Raw genomic sequence first — 21618 nt, 5'->3', positions numbered from 1 at the left:
CTTCCTCCTAGCTTTACGCTTTTCCGTTTAATACCGCTTCTAAAATCGCCATTCTGACAAACACACCGTTACTCATTTGCTGAACGATTCGTGATTGTAACCCTTCAACTAGTGAATCTGCCAATTCCACATCCCGGTTGACTGGCGCTGGGTGCATGATAATTGCATGTTTTTGTAATTTTTTTGCTCGTTCAATCGTCAATCCGTATTCCTGATGGTAAGCTTCCTTCGAAAAGCTTTCTTTTCCATCATGACGTTCATGCTGAACGCGGAGCATCATCATTACATCAACTGTATCTAATAATTCATCCAGTGGAACGTAATGGCCGTAAACTTCAAATTCTTTATCGTACCATTCTCTAGGGCCTGAGAAAAAGACTTGAGCACCTAGTCGTTTAAGCATCTGCATATTCGATTTCGCTACACGAGAGTGGGTGATATCCCCTACGATTGCTACTTTCAATCCATCGAAATGGCCAAATTCTTCATAAATCGTCATCAAATCAAGAAGGCATTGTGTCGGATGCTGACCACTTCCGTCGCCGCCATTTATAATCGAGCATTGGATCGTTTTGCTTTGGATCAGTTCGTCATAATAATTTTCATCTCCATGTCGGATGACCGCAACATCGACCCCTAAAGCTGACATCGTCAACACTGTGTCGTACAAGGTTTCACCTTTTTGTACAGAACTCGTGCTTGCTTCAAACTCGATGACCTCTAGACCCAATTTCTTTTCTGCAACATCAAAACTCTTGTGGGTTCTTGTACTATTCTCAAAAAATAGGTTCGTTGCAAAATATTGTGATTTTTGCGGTGTCCAGTTTGCTCCTTGTTTAAATTCTTGCCCACGACGGATCAGTCCCATTACTTCCTGGTCCGTTAAAGCTTCCACTGTCAATAGATGTTTTAAACTAATGCGTTCTGATTTGATGATCACGATGATTCCTCCTTAGTTTTCTTCGCTACGTGAAGTTTCTGGTAAGATAAGATTTAAGATGATACCAAGTACAGTTGCTAAAGCCATTGCTGATAAAGTGAACGTGCCAACCTCGAAGACTAAGCCTCCGATACCGACAACCAAGATCACTGAGGCAATCAATAGATTTTTCTTTTTGTCAAAATCAACTTTATTTTCAATCAAGATCTTCATCCCGCTTGCAGCGATGACACCGAACAAAATGAAGCTGATTCCTGAGATAACTGGTCCAGGGATACTTAGGATCAAAGCACTTAGTTTCCCAACAAACCCTAAGATAACTGCGAAGACTGCAGCACCGCCGATTACAAAGACACTGTGTACACGAGTGATTGCCAAGACACCGATATTTTCACCGTAACTTGTTACTGGAGGTCCACCGACAAATGCAGCAACGATCTGTGCCAGACCATCTCCCATTAATGTTTTGTGTAAGCCTGGATCTTCGAAAAAGTTCCGTTTTGTTAGTTTGTTCAAGACCATCAAGTGACCGATATGCTCTGTCATCGTGACAAATGCGATAGGTGCCATCGTTGTGATTGCTCCTAGATAAAGTTTCGGTTCATATTGGACAAATGGTATTTCGAAGTTCGGTAAAGCAAACCATGCAGCATCAACGATTGGTTTCGTGTCGACGATACCGAATAATAAAGCAACGATATATCCGCAAATGATTCCTAGTAAGATCGGGATAAGTCCGAGAAAACCTTTTAACCACATATTGAAGAAAATCGTTAGTGCCAATGTGATCAATGCGACCGCGATATATTTAAAATCGTATTTTCCTTGATTGTACATTGCGTTCGTTGCCGCATTAGCCGCAAGCCCTAACCCAATAACCATGATAACTGGCCCAACGACGATAGGCGGCAGAATTTTATCCAACCAAGACGAGCCGATTTTTTTAATGATAAAAGCGACGATCAGATAAACAAGTCCTGTAGTGACCGCCCCTTGAGCAATCGCCGGATACCCATCGGTTTTCATCAAAAGCTGCATCGCTGCGATGAAGGCAAAGCTACTTCCCAAGTAAGCTGGGATTTTTCCTTTTGTTGTCACAAGGTAAACTAATGTTCCTAATCCTGAACTCACCAAGGCGATCCCTGGGTCGATACCGACTAAGATCGGTACAAGCACGGTTGCTCCAAACATGGTGAAAAGATGCTGTAAACTCAATCCTACCCAGTGGCCTACAGTTGGGCGGTCGTGGATATCTAATACTACGTTATCGTTATGGAATTCTTTTTTCTCTGACATACTGTTCTCCCCTATTCTTCCTCTTTCAAGATCATGATTCGATCTTGCCCATCTAGCTCTTGCATCTCCACAAGAATTTCTTCGACTTTAGATGTGGGAATGTTTTTCCCCACGTAATCGGCACGGATCGGTAATTCTCTGTGTCCTCGGTCAACAAGAACCGCCAGAGAGATCTTTCTTGGACGTCCGAAGTCCATCACTGCATCCATCGCTGCTCGGATCGTTCGTCCTGTGTATAAAACGTCATCAATCAAAATGACTTCTTTTCCTTCTAATGAAACAGGGATATCAGAAGAGTGTAGTTCCGGTTCATCTGGTGTTTCTTTTTTATCATCGCGATAAAGTGTGATATCCAATTCTCCCACTGGTACCTCGATACCTTCCAATTGTTTCAAGCGTTCAGCGATTCTTGAAGCGATGTATATCCCTCTCGTTTTTATGCCCACAAGAACGACATCATCGATACTGTGGTTTCTTTCAATAATTTCATAAGTGATTCGTGTCAGTGCACGTTTCATCGTTACTTGATCAACAACTTCTTTTGCTTGCATGTGGTCCCCTCCATTTTTTACACAAAAAAACTCCTGCCCTAAGAGGACAGGAGGAATGTTTTAGACTGAGCGTATACTTTGGGTACACTTATAGTTATACTCTGCTAGAGAGCAACGTTCGATATGGCGCACCATATGTCGCTTTGCTCACACCCTTCTTAGCCTCACGGGACTAAACTTAAAGGAAATCATATTTAGTTTTTTTATGCTTTCGTTGTTAAATACTATACCGTTAACTTATTTAAAAAGCAATATCTTTTCTCAATTTTTCTAAAGTTTTTTCAAAAACTTCTGGAAGCGGTGCTTCAAATACCATCTGTTGTCCAGTGACGGGATGTTCAAATCCTAATAATCTCGCATGAAGGAATTGTCCATGTCCCTTTAATGTCTTCTTCGGTCCGTAAGTCGGGTCACCTGCTAAAGGGTAGCCGATGTATTTCATGTGTACACGGATTTGATGTGTGCGACCGGTTTCTAATTGTAACTCTACCAAAGTATAATCGGCAAAGCGTTCCAATACTTGAAAATGTGTCACTGCTGGTTTTCCATCTTCACGGATTGCTTGCATCTTTCGATCGACTTTTGAACGTCCAATCGGAGCATTGATCGTTCCTTTTTCATGTGGGATCACACCATGGACAAGTGCCACATACTTTCTCAAGGAAGTCTTGTCTTTCAACTGTTTGGCTAAAGATTCATGGGCTTGATCATTTTTCGCGACCATCAATAAACCTGAAGTATCTTTGTCGATTCGATGGACGATCCCTGGACGGATCACGCCATTGATCGATGAAAGATCTTTGACATGATACATCAGCGCATTCACCATTGTTCCATGTGTATGCCCAGCAGATGGATGAACGACCATACCTTGTGGCTTGTTGACCACTGCGACAGCTTCATCTTCATAGACGATCTCCAACGGAATATCCTCCGCAATGATATCTAGAGTTTCTGGCTCTGGGATCAGTACCACTATTTCATCAGCTGGTTTTACTTTATAGTTTGCTTTCACTGGTTGCCCGTTGACGGACACTGCTCCTTCTTTCAACCAGAGCTGTATTTGAGAACGGCTATGGTCAGGGAACAAACCTGTGAGTACTTTATCGATCCGGCCAGTTTCCTGGTGGATCGTTGCTTTTAATTCGGTCATTTTTTCTTTTGGTCCTTTTCATCTAAAATAGTATAAATCAAAATACAGATCACTCCACAAACAAGTGTCACATCTGCTACGTTAAAAATAGGGAAGTTTATAAAATCAGTCTGGAACATGTCTACAACATATCCCAACCGCATACGGTCGATGAAATTACCGATCGCCCCTGCTAAAATCAAACTTAATCCGATCATAAACCAACGATTGCCAGTTTTACGGTTTTTGACCATCAATGTGATGACTACAACTACCGCAATGATCGTTATCAAAGCGAAAAACCACATTTTGCCTTCTAACAAACTCCATGCGGCTCCTGTATTACGAATATGGTTCAATGATAAAATATTAGGAATCAACGATCTTGTTTCTCCCAATGCTAAATCATGGACGATCCACCATTTCACCCACTGATCAAGTCCGATCAACAAGCCACTGATAATAAAATAAATAGCTAACAAAAAATCAATCCTTTTCTACTTGATGATAAATATCTCTTGGTCTGATGATTCCTAATAAATTGCCATTAGGATTACCATCTTTGGTAATCAATATTGCTTCCAATGTACCTTGCTCACGAAACATCTCTTCGACTTCAAAAATATAAGTACTCGCTGAGACAAAGCGATAATTCGTATACTTACCATCTTTAAAAATCAAGTCGGCAGCTTTTTTCCGTGTAAGATCGATCGTTCCTTTTTGACTTTCTTTCGCTAGCCAAAAACCGATCACCCGTAAAGTGATCAACGCTTCAAATTTCCCTTTATTATAAAGAGGAAATTGGGAATAACGTTTTCTCGCAATCGTTCCTAGCAACTCTGACAACGGGAGATCCCGTTCGAAACCAGTCACATGTTTTGAAAATCGAGGCAATACGTTCTCTGGTTGGAGCAACTCTCCTTCGATCTGCTGTATCTTATTGACTGCCCAGTCATTAGGCTCAGCAATCACAAAATCTACTGCGATACGATCATGAACGATGGCGTTCCTTAGCTGTGCCAGTTGTAGTAAATCTTCTTCGTACTTCTTGATCACCGCATTTTTTCTCTGCGTCAATCTTCGTACCAACTCAGTGAACCCCATATTCCGAGCATTGCCCATTGCATCTCTCATCCATTTTTCGATGCGATTGAAACTACTTAAAAAAATGTCAGAGTTTGCCATTTCATTCCTCCTTGATTATATACGCCTGGTTTTTGATATAAAAAAAGAAAACCAGCATGACTAAGATCACTACTAAACTGTAAACGAACTGTTGCACGTACACAGCACTTAACCCACTAGCCAAGAATAAGAAGGGATAAAGTTGTAACAATAAGAGATTCATCTTTACCACATAGCTAGCAGCCGGATGTGTGATCGTATAAATAGGACTTTTTAACCAAAAAAAAGTGATTTGCATCGTAAATGGTGCTGTTACGTCAAGAGTGATCGACTGATTATTACTGATACTTTTCGTCTTCTTGCCATCGATCCACAAAACAAGCGGGCTGCCCATTCCATAAAAACCAGTTTTTCTCGTCAGTTTGATCTCCATCATGCACCCTCCTATTCTGTTTTAGTATACCTTAAAATACACCAACAAGAAAGAGTCAGGCAGTTGCCCACTGAATTTTTTCCTTGATCCCATTGTAGGCAAAGGATTGGAAAGTCATAGAACTTCCCGATTATTTACTCCACTTCTTCATTCACAGATATCTACTCATAATAAAAAGCCAAATGATCTCGAAAACACTCTCTTTCGGATCATATGGCCTATTAATTCGTGTGGTTCTCTTTGAACATAAATGTTTAGAAATTACTCTGCCCATAGAAGATGGGCGATGTCTACCTAAATTACGTTAAAATAATCCAATGACTTCGCCATCATTTGTAACATCCATATTCAAAGCTGCTGGTTTTTTCGGAAGCCCTGGCATCGTCATAACATCGCCAGTTAGTGCGACAATAAAACCAGCCCCTAGCTTTGGAACAAATTCGCGGATCGTTAATGTAAATTCTTCTGGCGCACCCAACAAAGTAGGATCATCAGAAAATGAATACTGTGTTTTTGCCATACAGATCGGCAATTTATCCCAGCCATTTTTAGCAAACTCTGCAATTTGTTTTTCTGCTTTATTGCTGAGAGTGACCCCTTTACCACCGTAGATTTTCTTGACGATAGCAGCTGTTTTCTCTGCAATCGTGTCTTCTACGTGATATAGTGGGCGGTAATTGGCGGGTTGACTATCGATCAAGTGCACCACTGCTTTAGCAAGTTCAATACCACCGTCTGCACCATTTTCCCAGACACTTGTCCGTTTTGCTAGCACACCTTGATCTTCACATAGCTCTTCTAATAGTGCCAGTTCAGCTTCTGTGTCTGAAACAAACTCATTGATGGCTACGATAACAGGAATACCATAGCTTTCCATATTACGGATATGGCGTTTTAGATTACTAAAACCTGATTTCAAAGCTGGAAGATCTTCTGTCTTTAGTTGATCTTTCTGTAACCCACCATGCATTTTCAATGCACGGACAGTTGCTACGACCACGATCGCATCGGGTGCTTTTTTCAAGTTGGGAACTTTGATATCTAAAAATTTCTCGCCACCCAGATCTGCACCAAATCCGGCTTCTGTGACTACATAGTCCCCTAATTTAAGTGCAGTATGTGTCGCTAAAATACTGTTGCAGCCATGGGCAATATTCGCAAATGGACCACCATGTATGAATGCAGGTGTGCCATAGATCGTTTGTACTAAATTCGGCTTGATTGCATCCTTCAATAAAAGTGCAAGTGCCCCTTCTGCTTTTAGATCCCCGGCAGTCACTGGCTGACGATCGAATGTATACCCAACCACGATTCGAGCCAGACGCAATTTTAGATCATCGATATCAGTAGCTAAACAGAGGATAGCCATGATTTCACTAGCCACAGTGATATCAAATCCATCTTCTCTTGGCACACCTTGAATCGGACCGCCTAGACCAACAATAACTTTTCGCAATTCACGATCGTTCAAATCAACGACACGTTTCCAGATAACTCTTCGTGCGTCGATATTCAACTCATTTCCTTGATGGATGTGATTATCCAAAATTGCAGATAACGCATTATTTGCCGAAGTGATCGCATGCATATCTCCAGTGAAGTGCAAATTGATATCTTCCATCGGTAACACTTGTGCATAGCCGCCACCAGCTGCGCCTCCTTTGATTCCCATAACTGGACCTAAAGATGGTTCTCGTAGCGCGATAACTGTTTTTTTATCGATTTTATTCAATGCATCACCTAGGCCAACTGTCACTGTCGACTTTCCTTCACCAGCAGGCGTTGGGTTGATCGAAGTCACTAAAATCAGCTGTCCGTCTGATTTCTGTTTTAGATCATTGATCGTGGAAAAATTGATTTTCGCTTTATACTTTCCGTATAATTCTAGATCGTCCTCCTGGATACCAATTGTTTTTGCAACTTCAATAATCGGCTTTAATGTTGTTTCTTGCGAAATTTGTAAATCGCTCTTCATCAAAACACTCCTTTTTACGAACTATATTTCCAAAAAATAGATCATTTGTTAAGATAATAGTAATTATACCTGTTTTTAATTTAAAAAAAAATAGCTTTTTTAATTTATTTGACGTACCTATAAATACTCTTTATAATAAAGTCTATGATCAGACTTTAGAAAGGTCGTGAGTGCTTTGACCACAGGAATCGTGAAATGGTTTGACAATAAAAAAGGATACGGATTTATCAGTTATGATGAGACAGAAGAAATATTCGTCCATTTTACTGCAATCGAAGAAGAAGGTTTCAAATCACTTGAGGAAAATCAACCTGTTGAATTTGAAGTGATTGAAGGAAATCGTGGTACACAAGCGGCCCATGTAAAGAAACAAGTAATTGATAACTGAAGATACTGAAACGGCTATGTATAAACATAGCCGTTTTTTTAGTCTTTATTCAAGCTCGCAGCTGCTGTAGTTTATCTAAATAGTCAAATCTTTTGAACAGCTGAAAGATCCCTGTTTTTCTCAGTTATTTCTCCGAACTAAATCCTCTTGTTGCCGCTTTATTTTCTAGTTGCTCTTGTCGTTCATTGTCTTTGAAAAATGACACAAATGAAGCCTGAGCTTTTTTTTGCATTAGATAAAAGGAAGGTTCTGTCTTTCCTACGTACTTGATTTTAACTCCTCGCTTTTCTGGAATGACTTTGTCGATCTCTTGTACGGTAATCACACGATCTTTCCAAAATGCAGCATACCTGATCTTTATCGAATGAGAGTTCAAAACAAACGCACGTCTTAGACCAAGAAATAGGAAAATTAAAAATAGCCCCAAGACTAAATTACTTTTCCAATACGGTCTAGTATTCTCAAGAGATAAGATCAAACTGAAAAATAAAATAATCAAGGTCAATGACCAATAAATGATCGTCTGCGCCCATTCAGGCTGCCAGCGAATTATTTTTTTCATCCTTCAACCTCGCATCAATTAGTAATGGTATAATTATAGCATAACACTATTTTTATAAAAAGGAGTGTGTTTCCCTTATGATAAAAGTATATATGGATGCTTCGACAAAAGGCAACCCCGGCCTTAGTGGCGGTGGGATACTGATTGTCCACGAAAACCGACAAGAACAGCTTAAGGTCCCTCTTTCAGAAGGCTCAAACCATCAAGCTGAGTTTGAAGTCTTTTTAAAAACTTTAACAATTCTAAAGGAAAAAGGTCTCACAAAAGAAACCATCTTGTGTTATTCAGACAGTAAAGTGTTAGTTTCAACGATCGATAAAGATCATACATCCAATCAAAATTTTATCTCGTACTTCCAAGCCATCCAGACACTTCTCTCGGAATTCACATTATTGATACTTCAGTGGATACCTGAAAGTAAAAATAAAGGAGCCGACCATTTAGCCCGACAAGCCTTACAAGCACTTTTGGATAAAGAGGCTGGGACAGAAGTGTTTAACTCCGAGAAATAAGAAGAAATTCACGAAAATTGCTTTTCAAATTTTTGTGAATTTCGGCTTATCTAAGAAGGAGTTGCTTCTGCTCCCACCGTTTATTCGTTTTTAAAGCATGGTACAAAAGTGTTTCTTACTTTTGTACCATGCTCACTTTCTCATTTTTAACCATTCAGCGTAAAATCAAAGAGTCTTTTAAAAGACTCTTTAATACAGCAAATAATTATGATCAAATGTGATATCTAAATCATAATTGCCGATTCTTTCCTCGATCTGGACACGAAGCACACGCTCTAATTCTTCATCAGAAAAGTTGAACTTCTCAGGTACCACCACATCGAACTGCAGTTCCTTTCCATTACGGATCATACGAAGATCATGGAGTTTCAAGCCTTCTCCAGTTTCCTTGATGATCTTTTTAAGAACTTTTAGTATTTCTCGATAATTTTCATTGTTTACCGGCACTGGATCAAGGTGACAAACCAATTCTACATCTAAAGTCTTTTTAAAGTCTTTTTCGATGATGTCCATGATTTTATGGGCTTGGTTCAAATCAAGACTGTCATCTACCTCGATATGAACAGAAGCAAATTTTTTACTTGGACCATAATTATGAACAAGGAGATCATGGAACCCTAAGATGTTCTCATAGGATAATAGCAGTTTTTCCATCGCTAAAATTTCTTCTTTTGTTGGTCGACTTCCTAATAATTCATAAACAAAGTCACGTAGCATCATGATGCCACTTAACAGGATATACCCTGCCAAAGCAAACCCAACATACCCATCGATTCGCCAGCCCATCAACCATTCGATCCCTGCCGAAAGCAAAACTGCTAATGTTGTATAAACATCGTTGTAGCTGTCTTTAGCTGTTGCACGTAAGGTTTCTGAATCGATGGATTGCGCGATCGTTACATACATTCGTCCTTGGACAAATTTTAAAATGATGGAAAAGAGTAACACTATAAAAATAATCGGAGAAAGTGTAAGACTTTCCGGATGGATGATTTTTCCAATCGAGGTCTCTAAAAATTGAAACCCGACATACGTGATAATGATCGAAACAAACAAACCGCTGATATATTCAAACCGCTCATGGCCATAAGGATGCTCTGGATCTGCCGGTTTTGCCGCAATCTTAAAACCCACTAAGGTTAAAATCGACGAAGCGGTGTCTGACAAACTGTTGATAGCATCTGCCATGATCGAGACACTTCCAGAAAAGAGACCAATCGTTAACTTCGAAATAAATAAGATCAGATTGGAGAGCAAGCCTAAAACGCCAGCTAAGATCCCTTTTTTTGTTCGTTCCGCAGATGTTATTTTCTTCTTTTTTGTCACTTTTTTACCCTTTCTCTCGTTATTCTGGTTTAAGGGGTGTTGCTGAAAATAGTGCTTTTGCAATCAACGGGGTGATCACACCTGCACCAATTGCTTCTGGAATACCATTGATTGCAGCGATTCCTGCTAATGTTTTGAATAGCAAAGAAGAATCGACTCCATACGCTTCTGCAGTAGCCCCCGTATAAAACAATCCCATAAATCCTAAAACCAACACTGTGTTTACCAGTGAACCCAATACGCCAGCAACTGCCGAACCAACAACTATTGAGTGATATCTTCGATAGATCCAGTGAAAAACAAGACCTGCCACTAGACCTACTAAAACACGAGGAACAACAGAGATGATCGGATTCGTAAAGACAAGTGTATCAAATGGAGTCGTTGGCATTGCATATGCGCGAATGATTGTTGCTATCCCCCAAAACAAGCCAATAACCATCCCGTCTTTTGGTCCTAAAACAACGGCTGCTACAATTACTGTGATATGGATGATCGTCAAGCTTATAAAACCTAGTGGAATGAACCCTAACCACGGTACCATTGCTTGAACAATGATGATTGCTAATAAAATCGCACGAATGACCAAACGAAATGTTTTATTTTTAGTATTCATCTGTTTCCCTCCTTATTTTCTTTATCCTAATCGTAAAAGGTTTTGCTTATTTGTCAACTAATTGGTTACAAATCAGCACAAAACAAGAAAGAGGTTGGGACAGAAGTGTTTAACTCCGAGAAATAAGAAGAAATCAACGAAAATTGCTTTTCAAATTTTTGTTAATTTCAGCTTATTTAAGAAGGAGTTGCTTCTGCTCCCACCGTTTATTCGTTTTTAAAGAGTGGGACAAAAGTGTTTCTTACTTTTGTCCCACTCTCTTAGTATTGCACATTCAAATTAGGTAACTGTTCTTATTGATTCGCCAACCATGCTTTCGCTTCTGACAATGCATCTGGAATACCCGCTGGATTTTTTCCACCTGCTTGAGCCATGTCAGGTCGACCACCGCCACCGCCGCCAACTTTTGGTGCGATTGCTTTGATCAAATCGCCAGCTTTCAAACCAGCTTCATTCATTTCTTTTGTCATCGCAGCCAATAAGCTGACTTTTCCATCCTGTTCGTTTGCTAGAACAAGGATGTCGGAAATCGCTTTTTGTTTCCATTGGTCTGCTAATTGACGCAATTGGTTCATGTCTTTCACTTTGACTTGAGCTGTGATTATTGTTTTTCCATTGATTGTTTCGCTATTCTTGAATATATCGCCTGCTTGTTGATTTGCCAACTTGCTAGCCAATTGTTCATTTTCTTTTTGCAGTTCTTTCAGTTGTTGTTGCAATTGTTCTGTTTTAGACACTACTTCTTTCAACTGAGGAGATTTTACGATTGCAGCGACATCTTTCAACTGTTGTTCTTCTTCTTCAAGAAGTTCATATGCTTCTTTACTTGTTACTGCTTCAATACGACGAACACCTGCACCAATACCAGACTCAGAAACGATTTTGAATATCCCGATATTTTCAGTATTTGCTACATGCGTTCCGCCACAAAGTTCGATCGACCAATCACCCACATTGACTACACGGACTTCACGACCATATTTTTCACCAAATAGCGCCATAGCTCCCATGTTTTTAGCCGTATCAATATCCGTTTCGATCGTTTCGACTGGAATAGCTTCCCAGATTTTTTCATTGACGATTTTTTCCATTTTGATCAATTCATCTGTTGTGATTTGACCAAAGTGAGTAAAGTCAAAACGTAAATGGCCTGGAGCAACTAATGAACCTGCTTGATTCGCATGTTCTCCTAATACTTCTTTTAATGCTTTATGCAATAAATGGGTCGCTGTATGATTTTTGATGATTCGATTTCTTCTAGGTGCATCGATCAATAAATGGTAGACTTGTCCTTCTTTGATCGTTGAAAGAACCTCGACCGTATGCATAAATTGACCATTTGGTGCTTTTTGTACATCAACGACATTTGCCACAATATCACCAGAGGCATCAATGATCCAACCAGTATCTGCTACTTGTCCACCCATTTCTGCATAGAATGGTGTTTCAGCAAAAATAAGTTGTGCTTCACCTTCTGTAAGCTCGCTTACAAGTTCTTCACCTTTGACGATCACCAAAAGTTCGCTATTTGATTCAATATGATCATAGCCGACAAATTTACTTTCAACCTTGATATCTGTCAATAAAGCGGATTGTACGCCCATAGACTTTTCAGTGCTACGCGCAGAGCGGGCACGTTCTCTTTGTGCTTCCATTTCTTTTTCGAAGCCGGCATGATCTACTTTTAGCCCTTCATCTTCCGCCACTTCTTCTGTTAATTCGACTGGGAATCCATAGGTATCATAAAGTTTGAAGATATCTTTTCCAGAAAGTGTTGTACCGTTTTCTTTTTTGACATCCGCGATGACTTGATTCAGGATCTCCAATCCTTCATTGATTGTTTCATTAAATCGTTCTTCCTCTGTCCGAACCACTTTTTCAATGAATTCTTTTTGTTGAAGGACTTCAGGATAATAGCTAACCATGATCTCTCCAACAACTGGCACAAGGTCATATAAAAATGCTTTTTCGATCCCTAATTTTTTACCATGCATCACAGCACGACGTAGTAAGCGACGTAGTACATAACCGCGTCCTTCGTTAGATGGTAAAGCCCCGTCTCCAATAGCAAAAGACAATGCACGAATATGATCGGCAATAACTTTATAAGAAATATCTGTAACAGGATTTTCACCGTATTTTACTTGCTTACTTAATTTTTCTACCGCATGGATGATCGGTAAGAATAAATCTGTTTCGAAGTTCGTTGGAGCATCCTGAACAATGGAAACCATCCGTTCAAGCCCCATTCCCGTATCAATGTTTTTATGTGGCAATGGTTCAAATGTATTATCTGGTTTGTGGTTGAATTCAGAAAAAACAAGATTCCAGATTTCTAGGTATCGTTCATTTTCCCCACCAGGATAATTTTCAGGATCATCTTCTGCTAAGTCATTATAAGCTTCTCCGCGATCATAGAAGATTTCTGTATCTGGACCACATGGACCAGCACCGATATCCCAGAAATTATCTTCCACGTCAATGATATGATCCATTGGTAACCCAACTTCTTCATGCCAAATACGTTTTGCTTCTGTATCTTTGGGATAAACAGTCACATATAGTTTCTCAGGATCGAAAGCCATCCATTCAGGACCAGTTAAAAATTCCCATGCCCAGTGAATAGCTTCATTTTTAAAGTAATCCCCGATTGAAAAGTTCCCTAACATCTCAAACATCGTGTGGTGGCGAGCTGTCTTCCCAACATTTTCAATATCGTTCGTACGAATCGATTTTTGCGCATTTGTGATTCTTGGATTTTCTGGTACGACTGAACCATCAAAATATTTTTTTAATGTTGCAACTCCAGAGTTGATCCATAATAAAGTTGGATCATTCACTGGAACTAACGATGCACTCGGTTCGATTGTATGCCCTTTTGATTGAAAGAAATCTAAAAACATTTGTCGAACTTGCGCACTACTTAATTGTTTCATTTCATAACCTTCTTCCTTGATTTTAAAGTACAAAAAAACACCATCACAGCCAAGGACGAAAACTCGCGGTACCACCTTGATTGCAATGATGTTCGATCATTACCTCTTAAACTCGATAACGCTGAGTGGCGTTGATATTGCTATCAAGAGAAAAAAGGGAGCAATTTGGATGTAGACTATTCTTTTTCCAGCCTAGAAAGAATTTTCTGTCAGTCTTTGAACAAACAAACCATGTCCTTTTCGTACCTTATTAGTATACGTATTCTCATTTCTTCTGTCAACAACTCTCGAAGATTTCTTTCCTTGTTCCATAAACATTTTTTGTTCAAATAGCCTTGAAAGATTATAATCACAAGAAATCCTTTCAAAAAGAGAAAGCAAGCTTGCTATTCATCAAGAAAAGCAACAGCCTTATATTTATCCAAAACAACAGTAAAACACCTGACAGATCAAGGTAGATTGGTATCTAAAATCTAGATAAGACAACACTAACACTCAGTATTATTGATTCAATCTATTTATCCTAGCTTAGAGATTGTTAGATTTACAAGAAAAAAGCGAGCCAGGATGACTAGCTCACTTTTGAAGTTTTATTTATGTGAATTTTTCTTGTTCTTCTTAGCAGTTCTTGTTTGTTGTCTTCGTTCGATCTTGCGTTCTTGTTTGTTTTTCTCCGCAATTGCCCAATCGATTTTTTTCTTATAACCTGGTTTGATTTTTTTCTTTTTCTTTTTCACAAGACCAATCAATGTTGGATCAAGAGTATCTTTTGATTTTTCCCGTTTCGTTCGGCGGTTTCGATCATACGTTTTAACGATTTCGTCATTCTTGATCTCCATCGGTTCAAACGTCACACCGATTTTTTCAATACCATCGATTGCTTGTTCATCACTTGGAGAATATAACGTGATTGCTGTTCCTTTCAGCCCATTACGTCCTGTACGACCAACGCGATGGATAAAGAAATCTAAATCATCAGGAACTTCCGCATTGATGACATGGGACACTCCTTCGATATCGATTCCACGAGCAGCTAGATCCGTAGCAACAACATATTGATACTCTAAGTTTTGTACCTGACGCATCACACGTTTTCTTTCTCGAGGTGTGATTCCCCCATGAATTTTTGCGACTTTAAGACCTTGATTTTTCAAGTAGTCCGCAATTTCATCCACATTTTGCTTAGTATTTGCAAAAACGATTGCCAGATAAGGATGACCGATCGTTAGCAATTGATAGATCATTCGATTTTTATCTTTCCCTTTAGTTGAAATCAACCAATTTTCAATATCTTCAGAAATGACTGCTTTCGGTTTGATTTCTTCAATGATCGGATTGACCATATATTTACGTAAAAATGGACGTAGTTTTTCAGGAATAGTTGCTGAGAACACTAAGAATTGCAGTTTTTCAGGTAAACGACTGGCAATTTGATCGACTTCATTTAAAAAGCCCATATCTAATGTCATATCCGCTTCATCCACTACAAAAGCAAAAGCTGTGTGGATCTTCAACGCTTGCTCATTCATCATGTCTAAAATTCTACCTGGTGTACCAACTACAACATGGGGTTGTTGGTGATGCAAACGATTCAATTGACGTTGCTTGTCTGTTCCGCCGACAAAATTTGATACACGGACTTCTGGACTTGAAAATTTCGCAATCTGACTAGCAGCATCATAGATTTGCGTTGCAAGTTCCCGACTAGGGGCAGTGATCACCACTTGAACTTCTTCTTTTTCAGCATTTATTTTTTCAAATAATGGCAATAGGAATGTGTGTGTCTTCCCTGAGCCAGTTTGTGATTGACCAATGATATTCTTCCCTTTAGCGATCAATGGGATCAATCGTTCTTGGACTTCAGTGGGTTGTTTGAACCCTTTTTCCATCAATGCTTCATTGATATATGGTTTAAAATGGAATTGTTCAAAATTACTCATTTTAGCACCTCTTCTCTTTCATTTTTTCACGACTTTCGAATTATAACACATACGGGAATTTTTTGCTTCCTTATTTCAAGCTCTGCCTCCCTGAAACTTATTGTTTATGCTTGTCTTCAATCGTACTGATCGTATGCGTATGGCTTGCCTTCTCATAAAATAAGACTCGTTTTTTTCGGATAAAAGATAGAATGATGTTCAAAACGAAAATAAATTGTGCAAACAAAATCCCAAGATATATAAATACTGAAGTCATCTGAGTCACACCCGTTGTATGATTAGAGATTTCTTGCACTAATTGTGCGGTCCAGCTTAAACCATAGAAAATAAAGTAGAGATACGCATAGCGGACAAACAATGATTTGAAGCGAAGTTTTGAGTTATCATCTGCTACGATCTTTATACGAACGATTCTCTTCCCAAGGGTTCGCCCATTAGTCAAATAAGGTACTAGCATAAAGTATAAGATGACTTCAATAAATATCCATCCACCACTTGAAGTGATACTTCCTATTTTAAAAGCCGCTTGCAATAACAACGTAATGATAAAAGTCAAAACAGACAAGAAACCCCAATCAATCAAATAGGCGACCAACCGTCTAGTAAGCGAAACCGTCTTACCCTTTTCATATGAGATTTCATCCATTCGTGCTCTAGTTGGTAACATAAAGGTGAAAACTGGTTCGATGATGAAGCCCAATGCGCCACCGAGGGTATTTGTGAGAAGATCATTTACATCAAATAAACGATATGGTCTAGGGTAGATAAAATAAAGACCACTCAACTGTGTCAACTCAAAAAACAATGAGAGACAAAAGCTTGCAATGACAGTTTTGATAAAAGAAAAACGGAAATAGTACCTTAAATAGATACCAAAAGGCACAATCAGTAATAAATTGAACACTGGCTCTAAGAAAACACTTTGTCTCATCGCGGGCAAGTACGTACTTGGATCGGATAAAACTAAGACTGTATTTTGTCTAAAATGTTCCCAAGTAGCGAATAAGTGCAATTCCATTTTTGGCCCTGTCATCTGTGCCACAGCTTCTTTCGTAGGTAATGGCAAGATCACCAAAAAATATGCACAGAGTAAATAAAAGACAAATGAGTACAAAACAATTGCTCTCGTTAAAATAAATGTTCCATACTTTCGATATTCATAAATAAAGAAAACCAATGAGATCGCTAATGCTAAAAACGGAAAAACAATCAGCGCAAATCGTATCGGTTCAATATAACTTGACATAAAAATCCCCCCACCAGATGTATATTTATCTTATCAGTACCGTTACAAAATATGCAAGTAATGGAGGTATTATTTTTAAAATTAAATCAATTGAAGTATGATAAACATGAAGGGGGAATGAACAATGTTGAATATCTACTTTGTTTTTGGGGTTCCTATGTTTTTATTGATCCTTTATTTTGTTTTTGCGTACATACGCAAAAAAACGACTATCCACTATCTAGGTTTTATCCTCCTGATCATCTCAGGATTTATGCTGGTTTTCAACCTTCAAACGTGGCAACAGGCCTTACAAGAATTGGATCAATTCTCAGTAAAAGCTCTTTCTGAAAGAGTAGGTTATCCGATCTATCTGATTTGGGTACCAATTATCATTGCGATTTTTTTGATCATACTCAACCTTTTGCGGGCGTTTCGCCGCTTCAACTACTTAAAAAACAAAACATAAAAAAACGACTTTGTGTGATTAGGTAGCTTCCTAATACTCAAGGTCGTTCTATTTTTGATTAGTGTAATGTGATCAGTGCAGATTCATCTCGATACCGGGGCCTAATGGAATATTGAATACATAGAAAAGAATGAACAAAATCACCCATGTAATAATCAAGCCGACTGAGTGAGGCAACATCATCGAGATGATCGTTCCCACACCCGTTTTTTTCTGATACTTTGCTGCAAATGTCACGATCAGTGCAAAATAAGGCATCAATGGTGTAATAATGTTGATTGGAGAGTCTGCTACACGGTAAGCGGCTAAAACAGCTTCTGGCGCAATCCCCAATTGATACAATAATGGAACAAAAATGGGGGTTAAGATTGCAAATTTAGGCACAGCTCCTACCAATACAAAGTCAAGCAATAATACTAACGCTAAGAAACTGAGCAACAATGACAAACTACTTAAATTCATTCCTTCGATGATCGTCGCCGAGTTTACTGCCCAAACCGTTCCTAGATTGGTAAAATTGAAGTAAGCAATAAATTGGCTGATGATCAATAGCAAGAAGATCATCCCACCTAAGTTACTAAATACTTTGATGATTGGCATAACGACGTCTAAACTTGATTTGATCTTGCCAATTGCTTTTCCAAAGCAAATAGCTGGAACCAAAAAGACGATCAGGATCAATGAAATCAAACTATCCATGAAAGGCGTAGAACCAATCAATTCTCCAGTTTCTGGATGGCGCAACGCTGCTCCTTCTGGGATCGTGATCAGTAAAATAAATGTCAATACAACTAGAAAGCCGACCAATGCCCAACGCAACCCTTTTGATTCATCCTCGAGTTCGTCATTTGCGATGGCTTCCTCTTCTTTGAATGTCCCTAAACGTGGTTCGATCAATTTTTCATTGATCAGTGTACAAACGATGACGATCAACACACTAGAAACAATCGAAAAATAAAAATTAGCCATCAAATCAACAGAGTAACCCGGGTTTATGATATGTACAGCATCATTCAAAATCTCAGTAAGCATCCCATCTATCGGTGTAATGACAAGATTGACACCGAACCCGCCTGAAACACCAGCAAACGCCGCCGATAGACCAGCTAAAGGATGCCGTCCCACTTTATAAAAGACTGCTGCGCCTAGTGGAATCAAAACTAAGTAACCCGCATCAGAAGCGATACTTGACATGACTCCTAGTAAAACTAAGACTGCAGTCAAAGATGATTTAGGAACAACTTTCACTAATTTGCGGATCATTGCACCGATCAAGCCAACTTCTTCTGCAAAACCTACGCCTACCATTGCCACTAAAGTCACACCAAGTGCTTGAAAACTCATTAGATTTGAAACCGTTGAAGTTAAGATAAAGCGAATACCTTCTCCGCTAAACAAACTCTTTACGTGAACTGTCGTTGATTCCAACTGTCCACTATCTGAATTAAATACTTCATAAGTGGCATTCTGCCCCATCATTTGAAAAATTTGTGATAATACAGCCACAAACACGATGAGCATCAAGAAAATAATTGCGGGATGTGGCACACGATTCCCCAGTTTCTCTACACCATCTAAAATTTTATCTAATTTTGAATGATTCTTTTTTACGCCTTCTTTCATTGTTTTTATCTCCTTTAAAAGTAGCCGGTTGGCAAAGAAGTTGATTCTTCCTTAAACTGATGCACAAACTTACTTGATAGTAATCCCTACAGGAATAGCTTCATTTGAATGAAACATATCAAATGAATAGTGCCCATCCTAAAAAGGACTTGATCTTCTACTCGCTATACCAACCAGCTCATCTATCCATTCTTTTTATTGTTTTCCAAATAATTGTGCTGCAATTTTTCTACCAGTTGGTGTATCGGCTAATCCACCTTCTGCCGTTTCTTTGAACATGGTTGGCATCTTTCTTCCCACTTGATCCATCGCTTGTATCACCTCATCTGCGGGTATCGCACTCTTGATACCTGCTAAGGCCATATCTGCCGTTAACAAAGCAAGTGACGCCCCCATTGCATTTCGTGTGATACAGGGAATCTCCACTAGTCCTGCGACCGGATCACAGACTAATCCCATCGTGTTCATCAAAGTCAGTGCTACGGCATGACCGCATTGTTCAGAGGTACCCCCAGCAAGCTCAACAAGGCCTGCACTTGCCATTGCACTAGCAGAACCAACTTCTGCCTGACAGCCTCCTTGGGCACCACTAATAGACGCCTGATTGGCAATTGCTAATCCTATTGCTCCTGCAGTAAACAAAAAGTTGACTTGCTGATTTTCATTCACCCCATGGACTTCTTTCATCATTGTAATGACGCCAGCACATACTCCGGCACTTCCAGCGGTTGGAGTTGCGCAGATCACACCCATGGATGCGTTCAATTCATTCGTTGCAATAGCGTTTCTTGCTGCTTGCAGCGTGTTTTTCCCGCTAAAAGGCGACATTTTTCCTAAATAATCAGTGAGCTTCGGTGCATCACCACCTGAAAATCCCGTCACAGAGGCTACACCAGTCAAGCCTTTTTCAACTGCTTGTTCCATTGCCACTAAATTTCTCGCCATTTCTCCCCAGATGTCTTCTTTTGTCCGTCCGCTTACTTTCATTTCTAAATCAATCATCACTTCAGCTAGACTACTATCAGCTGCTAGAGAAATCAGTTCAGCTATTGTTACCATTCTTTTATTCTCCCTCACTGTCAGCGATATCACACTTTCTATTGGACTAAACGATAAATAGCATCTGCATAGATAGCAGTCGCTTGATAGATATCTTCGACATACATATATTCATTTGGTTGATGCATTACATTTTCACGGCCAGGGAAAAGAGCGCCAAAAGCACAACCTTTTTCTAGAACTCTGCCATAAGTACCCCCGCCAATCGTGCGCTCTTCTCCTTTTTCACCTGTATGTTCTTCATAAACTTCCAATAATGTTTTGATAAAAGGATCTTCTGCAGAAACATAATGGGGCAGTTTGATATCCCCAATGATTTTTGCTGAAACAGCGAATGGTTGTAACAATTCACTTATCTCTTGTAAAATTTTTTCATTTGTTGTTCCTTTTGGATGACGAATATTGATAATGATTTGCTTTTCATCAGTATCATATCTGAATACATTGGCACTTGAAGTCACTTGACCCATCACTTCATCTTCCCAATAAATATTAAGCAAATGTCCATTGAAATCTTTATGTAGATAGTTGGCAATCACAGAAAGGTAATTTGACCCATCCGAATCAAATTGATAACGGTTTAAAAATTCGCCTAAATAAGTAGCTGCATTGATTCCCTGTTTAGGGTCTTGTGCATGGACTGCTTTTCCAGTAACTTTGAATGTTGCGATATCCTCCGCTAATTCAAATGTACCTTTCAACTGGTTTTCTTCTAAAAAACGATCAAAATCATGTGCCAGTATATCGATCAACTCTAGTTTTATTATATTTACGACCGCAACAGCCTCGCTAGGTACCATATTTGAACGTAACCCCGAAGTAAAACTTGCCAATTTCAGCTTACTCGCTTCACTTTTTTGACTTTCAAACGATAATTCACAGGAGATGATACCCTTCTCTCCATTGATGATCGGAAAGTTTGCATCTGGTGAAAAGCCAACTTTTGGTAGTTCTTCTACTTCTTTATAGCGATGGATACCTGTCCATTCACTTTCTTCATCTGTTCCGAAAATAAAGCGGATTTTTTTATTGATTGGCAGATTCAATTTTTTGATCAGTTTTACAGCGTAGTAAGCAGCAAGTGAAGGTCCTTTATCGTCACTTGACCCTCGGGCAAATAGTTTTCCGTCTTTGATGACCGGCTCAAAAGGATCGGTGTCCCACCCCTGACCAGCAGGAACTACATCGACATGTCCAAGAATCCCGAACATTTCTGCTTCTTCAGGTCCATGATCGATATGTCCAGCTAAATTACCGATATTTTTCGTTTTGAATCCATCTCTTTCGCCAAACGCTAATACTTTTTGTAATGCTAAAGCTGGTCCAGGTCCTAAGGGATATTCTGCCGTTCGATGTTCAATGTCTCGTACGCTATCGATAGCCAAAAGTTCTTTTAGATCATTCATTAATTCTTCTTTTATTGACTCTACTTCATTTTGCCAATTGATTTTCATAGTAACCTCCTGATGATTCATAGTTATGTATGTTGGATCGTCTCTGTTTCGTTATA

Annotated in this window: 20 protein-coding genes; 3 read left to right on the top strand and 17 right to left on the bottom strand. The window is 39.3% G+C overall.

The genetic code is table 11. The features are described 5' to 3' along the window. Positions 1–13: 13 nt before the first annotated feature. The 8 genes from CJZ72_RS11395 to CJZ72_RS11360 form a co-directional block, all read right to left on the bottom strand. Positions 14–940, bottom strand: coding sequence for an aspartate carbamoyltransferase catalytic subunit (locus CJZ72_RS11395; protein WP_095443848.1), 927 nt, complete (start codon positions 938–940; stop codon positions 14–16). Between the two features lie 12 nt (positions 941–952). Beyond that, positions 953–2236, bottom strand: a complete 1284-nt coding sequence (locus CJZ72_RS11390) for a solute carrier family 23 protein (RefSeq protein ID WP_016176697.1) — start codon at positions 2234–2236, stop codon at positions 953–955. An 11-nt stretch (positions 2237–2247) separates the two neighbouring features. Beyond that, positions 2248–2787: a bifunctional pyr operon transcriptional regulator/uracil phosphoribosyltransferase PyrR gene (gene pyrR, locus CJZ72_RS11385; protein ID WP_005879678.1), complete on the bottom strand. Its 540-nt coding sequence runs from the start codon at positions 2785–2787 to the stop codon at positions 2248–2250. A 241-nt stretch (positions 2788–3028) separates the two neighbouring features. Beyond that, complete coding sequence (locus tag CJZ72_RS11380) at positions 3029–3940, bottom strand: RluA family pseudouridine synthase (RefSeq protein ID WP_081133528.1); 912 nt, start codon at positions 3938–3940, stop codon at positions 3029–3031. Continuing rightward, positions 3937–4401, bottom strand: a complete 465-nt coding sequence (lspA, locus tag CJZ72_RS11375) for a signal peptidase II (RefSeq protein WP_005879682.1) — start codon at positions 4399–4401, stop codon at positions 3937–3939. The genes CJZ72_RS11380 and lspA overlap by 4 nt, the downstream gene beginning before the upstream one ends. Positions 4402–4405: 4 nt before the next feature. Continuing rightward, positions 4406–5104 carry a CBS domain-containing protein gene (locus CJZ72_RS11370; protein ID WP_081133527.1) on the bottom strand — a complete coding sequence of 233 codons (699 nt, stop codon included), beginning with the start codon at positions 5102–5104 and terminating at the stop codon, positions 4406–4408. Position 5105: 1 nt separating this feature from the next. Then, positions 5106–5477, bottom strand: a complete 372-nt coding sequence (locus CJZ72_RS11365) for a hypothetical protein (protein WP_081133526.1) — start codon at positions 5475–5477, stop codon at positions 5106–5108. A 304-nt stretch (positions 5478–5781) separates the two neighbouring features. Beyond that, complete coding sequence (locus CJZ72_RS11360) at positions 5782–7452, bottom strand: formate--tetrahydrofolate ligase (RefSeq protein WP_081133525.1); 1671 nt, start codon at positions 7450–7452, stop codon at positions 5782–5784. 175 nt (positions 7453–7627) lie between these two features. Between CJZ72_RS11360 and CJZ72_RS11355 the strand changes: the two genes are divergently transcribed. Further along, entirely contained in the window at positions 7628–7840 is a 213-nt protein-coding gene (locus CJZ72_RS11355) for a cold-shock protein (RefSeq protein WP_005879125.1), read from the top strand. Between the two features lie 124 nt (positions 7841–7964). Here CJZ72_RS11355 and CJZ72_RS11350 read toward each other — a convergent pair whose 3' ends face one another. Continuing rightward, on the bottom strand, positions 7965–8402 hold the full coding sequence (locus CJZ72_RS11350; RefSeq protein WP_081133524.1) for an EbsA family protein: 438 nt from the start codon (positions 8400–8402) through the stop codon (positions 7965–7967). Positions 8403–8479: 77 nt separating this feature from the next. Between CJZ72_RS11350 and CJZ72_RS11345 the strand changes: the two genes are divergently transcribed. Continuing rightward, positions 8480–8914 (top strand): ribonuclease HI family protein, encoded by a 435-nt coding sequence (locus tag CJZ72_RS11345; protein WP_081133523.1) that lies wholly within the window; start codon positions 8480–8482, stop codon positions 8912–8914. 189 nt (positions 8915–9103) lie between these two features. Here CJZ72_RS11345 and CJZ72_RS11340 read toward each other — a convergent pair whose 3' ends face one another. The 5 genes from CJZ72_RS11340 to CJZ72_RS11315 all read right to left on the bottom strand — a co-directional run bounded on the left by CJZ72_RS11340 (position 9104) and on the right by CJZ72_RS11315 (position 16978). Next, positions 9104–10240, bottom strand: coding sequence for a cation diffusion facilitator family transporter (locus CJZ72_RS11340; protein ID WP_081133522.1), 1137 nt, complete (start codon positions 10238–10240; stop codon positions 9104–9106). Positions 10241–10259: 19 nt separating this feature from the next. Further along, positions 10260–10856, bottom strand: a complete 597-nt coding sequence (locus CJZ72_RS11335) for an ECF transporter S component (protein ID WP_095443847.1) — start codon at positions 10854–10856, stop codon at positions 10260–10262. Between the two features lie 293 nt (positions 10857–11149). Beyond that, the gene (gene alaS / locus CJZ72_RS11325; protein WP_081133648.1) at positions 11150–13792 is read right to left on the bottom strand and encodes an alanine--tRNA ligase; all 2643 of its coding nucleotides are present in this window, start codon (positions 13790–13792) and stop codon (positions 11150–11152) included. A 590-nt stretch (positions 13793–14382) separates the two neighbouring features. After that, positions 14383–15732, bottom strand: a complete 1350-nt coding sequence (locus CJZ72_RS11320; RefSeq protein WP_005879118.1) for a DEAD/DEAH box helicase — start codon at positions 15730–15732, stop codon at positions 14383–14385. A 97-nt stretch (positions 15733–15829) separates the two neighbouring features. Continuing rightward, positions 15830–16978 (bottom strand): VanZ family protein, encoded by a 1149-nt coding sequence (locus CJZ72_RS11315; RefSeq protein ID WP_095443845.1) that lies wholly within the window; start codon positions 16976–16978, stop codon positions 15830–15832. 124 nt (positions 16979–17102) lie between these two features. Here CJZ72_RS11315 and CJZ72_RS11310 point away from each other — a divergent pair, with 124 nt between their 5' ends. Beyond that, positions 17103–17426, top strand: a complete 324-nt coding sequence (locus CJZ72_RS11310) for a hypothetical protein (RefSeq protein WP_081133519.1) — start codon at positions 17103–17105, stop codon at positions 17424–17426. Between the two features lie 72 nt (positions 17427–17498). On the opposite strand, the gene CJZ72_RS11305 is transcribed toward CJZ72_RS11310, so the two are convergent. The 3 genes from CJZ72_RS11305 to pepV all read right to left on the bottom strand — a co-directional run bounded on the left by CJZ72_RS11305 (position 17499) and on the right by pepV (position 21562). Continuing rightward, the gene (locus CJZ72_RS11305) at positions 17499–19049 is read right to left on the bottom strand and encodes an AbgT family transporter (RefSeq protein WP_081133518.1); all 1551 of its coding nucleotides are present in this window, start codon (positions 19047–19049) and stop codon (positions 17499–17501) included. A 195-nt stretch (positions 19050–19244) separates the two neighbouring features. Continuing rightward, positions 19245–20108 (bottom strand): L-serine ammonia-lyase, iron-sulfur-dependent, subunit alpha, encoded by an 864-nt coding sequence (sdaAA, locus tag CJZ72_RS11300; RefSeq protein ID WP_095443844.1) that lies wholly within the window; start codon positions 20106–20108, stop codon positions 19245–19247. Positions 20109–20146: 38 nt separating this feature from the next. Next, positions 20147–21562, bottom strand: a complete 1416-nt coding sequence (gene pepV, locus CJZ72_RS11295; protein ID WP_095443843.1) for a dipeptidase PepV — start codon at positions 21560–21562, stop codon at positions 20147–20149. Between the last annotated feature and the right edge of the window lie 56 nt (positions 21563–21618).

It is taken from the genome of Enterococcus durans (assembly GCF_002277935.1).
Lineage (GTDB): Bacteria > Bacillota > Bacilli > Lactobacillales > Enterococcaceae > Enterococcus_B > Enterococcus_B durans.
This window is presented reverse-complemented; position numbering and strand designations above follow the sequence as displayed.